At 58.0% G+C, this 6,034-nt stretch carries 4 protein-coding genes and 1 pseudogene; all 5 read right to left on the reverse strand.

Going from position 1 to position 6,034, the window contains the following annotated elements:
• Positions 1-181 (reverse strand): hypothetical protein (locus ACY693_RS13710; protein WP_462322392.1); only part of this gene is annotated, 181 nt, incomplete at its 3' end.
• A gap of 879 nt (positions 182-1,060) precedes the next feature.
• Positions 1,061-1,480 (reverse strand): annotated as a pseudogene (locus ACY693_RS13715) (J domain-containing protein); the annotation flags it as partial.
• Positions 1,481-1,492: 12 nt separating this feature from the next.
• Complete coding sequence (locus tag ACY693_RS13720; protein ID WP_462322389.1) at positions 1,493-3,847, reverse strand: GumC family protein; 2,355 nt, start codon at positions 3,845-3,847, stop codon at positions 1,493-1,495.
• A 90-nt stretch (positions 3,848-3,937) separates the two neighbouring features.
• Positions 3,938-4,543 carry a polysaccharide biosynthesis/export family protein gene (locus ACY693_RS13725; RefSeq protein ID WP_462322390.1) on the reverse strand — a complete coding sequence of 202 codons (606 nt, stop codon included), beginning with the start codon at positions 4,541-4,543 and terminating at the stop codon, positions 3,938-3,940.
• Between the two features lie 373 nt (positions 4,544-4,916).
• Complete coding sequence (locus ACY693_RS13730) at positions 4,917-5,894, reverse strand: IS5 family transposase (protein WP_462322391.1); 978 nt, start codon at positions 5,892-5,894, stop codon at positions 4,917-4,919.
• Between the last annotated feature and the right edge of the window lie 140 nt (positions 5,895-6,034).

Consider the following 6,034-nt stretch of genomic DNA (forward strand, 5'->3'; position numbering starts at 1 on the left):
GACTCCAGCGTACCCCCCTAATGCTCATCGACTGCTCCGCGCTAATGCGAAACAGATCGCTATAGAGCCGGCGAATCCGTCCTCGCCCGCTCCCATCAGTGGTCCGGGCCTCGCTAGTGAAGAGCGCAGCGAACGCTGAGGCGTTACCGCTGCGGTAAGCATTCTCCAGTTCAGTCAACATTCGTGCTCCAATCCGTTCTGCTTGGTTGGTATCTATTTCCGGCCCAGGCTTCGCCCTTGGCGCCGCGGTTGTCGGCTGAGGCTTAACGCGATTGGTACCCTCTGGCCTTTGCGGTTCAATTGAGAGCGGTGTTTGGATAGACGTCGGCTGTGGCTGTGGCTTTGGCTGTGGCTTTGGCTGGGGCTTTTGCTTTGGTGAGACCGGATTCGTATCTGCGAGAGCGGCCTCGAGCATCGCCTCGAACCGTTCGTCAACCGTGGGATGCGGTTGGAGTCCGTCCGCTGCGAGTGGCTGCTGAGCGCCATCCGGACTTGCCTGGCTGCGCATCTCGGTGATATAGCCGTACAAGATCACCGATTCCGTAATCACCGAGGTCGCTAGTCGCGCGGGCCACAGGGTCGTTGCCGTGTCGCCTTCATTGACAGGCCGAACCGGCGCCTGGACGTCCTCTAAGGGCTCTGCCGTTGCCGCAGTTGTACTATTCAATATACGCGAGGGTTCATTGGGTGATACCGCCTCCGTCTGCGCTCCTCGCTGAGCAGCCAGTGTATTGGGCTGTGATGCCGGAGTGGCACTCCCGCCGAGCCCCTTTAAGTAACGTGGAAACGCCTGCCCCTGTGCAACCTCAGAAGCCGGCCGCGTCAGGCGAAGCGTCGCGGTCTCCTGCTCGCCGCTGATCCAAAAGGCACTCACAACTAACCCGAGTAGCACGAGAACAGCGGCTGAAGATGTCGCACGTTTGGAGCTCGACCAGAATGAGCGGAAACGCCCAAACGTTGGTGTCGCAGAGATGCGATGGTGATCTGCCTGAAAGTAACTGCTTGCATCCAGGCCTTTTGCTGTAGTCCGGTGTCTTCGCAACCCACGATCGTACTGTGCGCGTGCCTCCGCATCGCGCAGCACTCGATAGGCCGCATTGAGACGACTCGAGTAGGCAAGGTCGACGTCATCCACCTCGTCCATACGGTCCGGATGGAACATCCGGATCAGAACCTGATAATTCGACCGAATATCCTCGCTGTGACTCTTGCGGGTCAATCCAAGGCAACGATAATGATCAGCCGCAGGGTTCAGCAGCGCATGCCGGACAAAGAAACGGGCGGCCTCATAAAGCTCCTCTGGTTCGGTTGAGAGTTGTTCCGCGGTTTCCTCAATGCGAGCGCTTGAGAGCGCAGCGCCCAGATCGGAAACCATGCCAGAAAAGCCTTTTGGCAGGGGCAGCTCGATATCAGCGACATGGCTATAGTCGAGCGGCCTGCGATAGTAGTTGAGCGCGAGCTCAACCAATGGCGGCACCATGAGTGCTCCGGTCTATGCCGGTTCCTGTTGCGGTAGGGCGGCCTTGTTATCGCCCTTGCCACCGTAATCGTAAAGATAGTTATAGTTATAGCCATAGCCATAGCCATAGCCATAGCCATAGCCATAGCCCTGGCCGGGTCGTCCGACCTTGTTAAGCAAAGAGCCCATGATTCGAGCGCTCGCTTGGTGCAGCCGTCGAATCGAGCCTTCCAGGTCGCGCGTCCGGGTGCCCCCGGGCTCAACGACGAAGATGGTGGCCTTGGCCAGGTTGGCCAGCACCAGCGCGTCAGCAAGACCAATCACTGGCGGTCCATCGATAATGACGCGGTCGAAACGCTCTGCGGAGTGGCTGAGGAGGTCGACCATCTTTGCGGTCGACAACAGTTCGACCGGATTCGGTGGTAGCGGTCCGCTAGTAATCGTGAACAACCGCAGGACTTGGGTAGGCTGAGCGATCTCTGCTGGTTTTGCATCGCCGGCAAGATGGTTAGTCAGGCCAGTTGAATTCGGCAGCCCGAAAACTCGATGAAGTGACGGATTGCGCAGATCGCAATCGATTAGCAACACTTTATCGCCGGCCTGCGCGAAGGCGATAGCGGTGCTGACCGCAGTTGTGGTCTTCCCTTCACGCGGGCCAGGGCTGGTGAAGTGCATGATGCGCGGTGCGCCGTCGGCGGTTGAGAAGAGTAAAGAGGTGCGCAAGGAGCGTACCGCTTCGGCCACCGCGCTCTTTGGGTCTTTGTAAGCGATCAGAGGCAGCTCTTCGTCGGTCAAGCCGATCGCTCGGGCCGACACATGTGGTAGCAGGCTTAACACTGGAGCACCGACGCGACGTTCAATACCGTCAGCCGATTTTACCGTGTCATCTAGGCTATTGAGTAGAAACGCTAGGCCAGCACCGAGGAACAGGCCGAGCACCAGGGCGATCGCAAGATTCTTGCGCAGATCTGGCTTATAGGGCCGCAACGGCACCGTTGCAGCATCAACAACCGAGATGTTGTTTTCACCGACACCCGCTGCGACGCCAACTTCCTTCATACGCTGCAAGAGTCCATCATAGAGTTCGCGATTGGTCTGCACCTCACGCTTGAGGGTCTCGTAATCTGTCGTGCGATCTTGCAACAGGAGCGCCTCATCCTTCGCTTCTTGGATGCGTTGGCGTAGCTTCGCCTCCTCACGAATACGAGCCTCGAAGGTTGCACGGACGCTCTCGCGGATCGAGGCCGTTTCGCGCGCAATCTCAGCGTCGATCTCGGAGATTTGCCGCTGTAGTTTTTGCATCGCCGGATAACCCGGCTTGAAGGTTTCGAGCTGTTGCTGGTAATCGGCCTGAAGATCGCTTCGGCGCTGTTTAAGGCGTTGAATGAGCTCGCTGTCCTGGAGGCTAGGCGCGCCGCCTGAGCTGGCCTCGAGCAGTTCCTGATACTCGGACTCGGCCGCAAAGCGCGCAGCCTCGGCCGTAACCAGGTTTGAGTTCATTTCCCGCAATTGATTGCGTAAGATCTCCAGACGGTCTTCGAAATTGACGATCTGTCGTTCGCGTGCGTATGCAACAAAACGTTTCTCCGATTCCTCTAAGGTTGCTCGAGCCTGCGCGAGTTGTTCCTGGAGAAACTGCTTTGCATAAGAAGATGCGTCATAACGTCGTTCGAGATTCAGATTGATAAAGTTGGTCGCGATTGCGTTGGCAATGGCTGCTGCCTCACCCGGGAAAGGGCTCTCGTACTCAACCCGTACCAACCGAGAATTACGCACCGGTGCAATCGTTAGGTTTGCGAGCAGAAGGTTTTCTTCGCTTTTTCGCCGTGCCTGTTCACGATCGGCGAGCGGTAGGTTGTCCCCTTCAGTTTCGGCCGCGGAGAAGGTGGCGATGATCCCCTTCAAAGACTGCTTAACCCCCTCCAGAAACGATGGCTCCGCTGGTGTTGCGGCATTGTCAATCGCACGCAAACCGACCTGTTCAATTACTCGGCGAACGAGACTTCGGCTCTGAAGCAGCTCGTACTGTGTTGTGTAAAACTCCGCATCACGCATGCCAGCGCTCCCTTCAGCCGTGACGTCTCCGTACTCGACGATGCGATTGCTGGTTCTGTCGATCTGAACCAGGGTTGACGCTTTATAGATAGGCGTCGTATTAAATGTTGCAACCAGCGCAAGACCAAGCGCCAGGGCCACCACCAGGGCGATGGTCCATTTGTAGCGCAGCAGGATGTGCCAGTATTCCCGCAGGTCGATCGCGTCATCATCAATCGCCTGCTCGGCGCTGGGCGAACCCGGACTATAGTGCTGGGGCAGGTCTAATTGAGGGACATCCTGTAATGCACGCGATGGCTTGCCAGGCGAGGGTAACTGGGCTGCTTCGGTCATTTGTTCACGTGCTTAACAGTAGGGTATTGCGGCGTAGGTGTTGATCCGCGATCAGGGTCTTAACGCCTAGTTGCAGCGAACGCTAGGTTCTTACAATGGAATTGCGGAGAAACGGACAAATCCGCGGACGGTATCCCACAGGTTGCGCGTGAAGACTTTAGAACCGGACTCAGGAACCAGGATCTTATCATTGGCGACGAGCTGGGGATCTGCAAGCTCACCAGCCTGGATGGCTCTCAAGTCTATAACGTAAGCGCTGAGCTTGTTGTTCTCTCCCGTCCTAAACACGATCACTTCGCGGTCGTCTGCCGTTTTCGAGACGCCGCCGGCGAGCGCAACCGCCTGCATCAGTGTGGTCTGACCGGTCATCGGAAACACGCCGGATTTTTTCACCTCGCCGCCCACCGTGATGTTCATGTTGGCATACTCAGAGACGAAAATATCCACTTGCGGATCTTGAAGGTAGTTGGTGCCGAGCGCTTGCTCGATCTTCCGTTCGGCCTGCTCAGTTGTCAGCCCGACAACAGGTACGGCACCAATGAGAGGCATCACAATCGATCCTGAGGGATTTACTCGCTCCTCGGTCGAGAGATCCTCAACCTGGAATACGGTCACCTTGAGGACATCGCCGGCGCTGATGTAGTGGGTATAGCCGCCGTTTTGGCTTGGCGGTAGACCGACCGTCGCCGGTATCATGTCGCTGTTATCATCTGTCGGCGCAACGTCAGAGGCTGATGCAGGCGTTGTCGGCAGAGTTGAGGATGGTCGCGACCCAGACGCACAGCCGGACAGAGCAGTGATGGCTAACAAGACGACTAAGAAGTAGTGAAAGCTAAGCATAGGTGCATCCACGCGTCGAGTCCAAGATAGTTGAAGCCGATTTCGCTAAGTGGGTTGGTCACATCTCCCTTATCTAGGGAACCGATGATCTATCCACCCAATCGGGGTCTGAGTGGCTAGCGAGGCCGATTTTTGGAATAGTGCGAGTTATTCTCGATAAAAATGGCTGATTGGAGCCGATTGCATCTCATTTCTGCCCGGCGCCCGGATATTGGGCGCACCTCTCCTGTCACTGGCCCAACAATGGCTTGCGCAGCAGGTAGAGGTTGGCCAGTGCAAACAGCATTTCCCAGTGCACGCTGTTCTTCTTCAGCCCCTTGTAGCGCACCTTCTTGTGGCCGAAGAGGTTCTTGACCACGTGGAAGGGATGCTCGACCCGGGAGCGGATCTGGGCCTTACGCCGCTCGAATGCGCGTGTGAGGTCTTTCAGGGTGCCGTCGGCCATTGTCTTGACTTGGCTGCGCTTGGCGGCGATGAACCAGTCGATCTCGCGGCTGTTGAGCGCTTCGCCCTTCTCAGCGCCGAGATAGCCCGCATCGGCAAAGACCTGCGTCTCTTCGCCGTGCAGCAGGTGCTCGGTGGCGTTGATATCGGCGACATTGGCCGCCGTGCAGTGCACGCTGTGCACCGCGCCACTGTCACGGTCGGTGCCGATGTGCGCCTTCATGCCAAAATACCATTGGTTGCCCTTGCGCGTGGAGTGCATCTCAGGATCGCGCTGTTTCTTGGCGTTCTTGGTCGAGCACGGGGCGGCGACGATGGTGGCATCGACCAGGGTGCCTTGACTGAGCAGCAGCCCGCGTGCTTTCAGACCGGCGTTGACCCGCTCGAGCAGCGCTTGGCCGAGCGCGTTGGCCTCGAGCAGGCGGCGGAATTTGGGCAGGGTGGTGGCATCGGGCACCGAGCTCTGCAGCAGGTCGATGCCAAGAAAGCCACGAAAGGCTTGGCTGTCGTAGACGGCGTCTTCGAGCGCCTCGTCGGCCAAGGCGAACCACTGCTGCAGGAAGTACAGGCGCAGCATGCGCTCAAGCGGCACCGGTGGGCGCCCGCGGCCGCGTCCATGCTCCTGGTAATAATAGGGGCGCACCACCTCCAGCAGCTCCTCCCAGGGCACGACCTGCTCCATCTCGGTGAGGAACCGGTCCCGGCGCGTGCGCTTGCGTTTGTTGGCGTACTCGACCTGGGAGAAGGTCAGTTGTTGGTGCATCCTGAGGGCTCCAGACCAGGTGGGACGGGCGCTGCTTAGGATATCAGCCTGGCCCTATCGATGGCTGGAATAAATCATCGTTTCCCTAGGTCTGCACAGGCTTTGCCGACGGCAGCGCCAAGATAAAAACCGCGCATGGA

This window comes from Halochromatium sp., assembly GCF_054919635.1.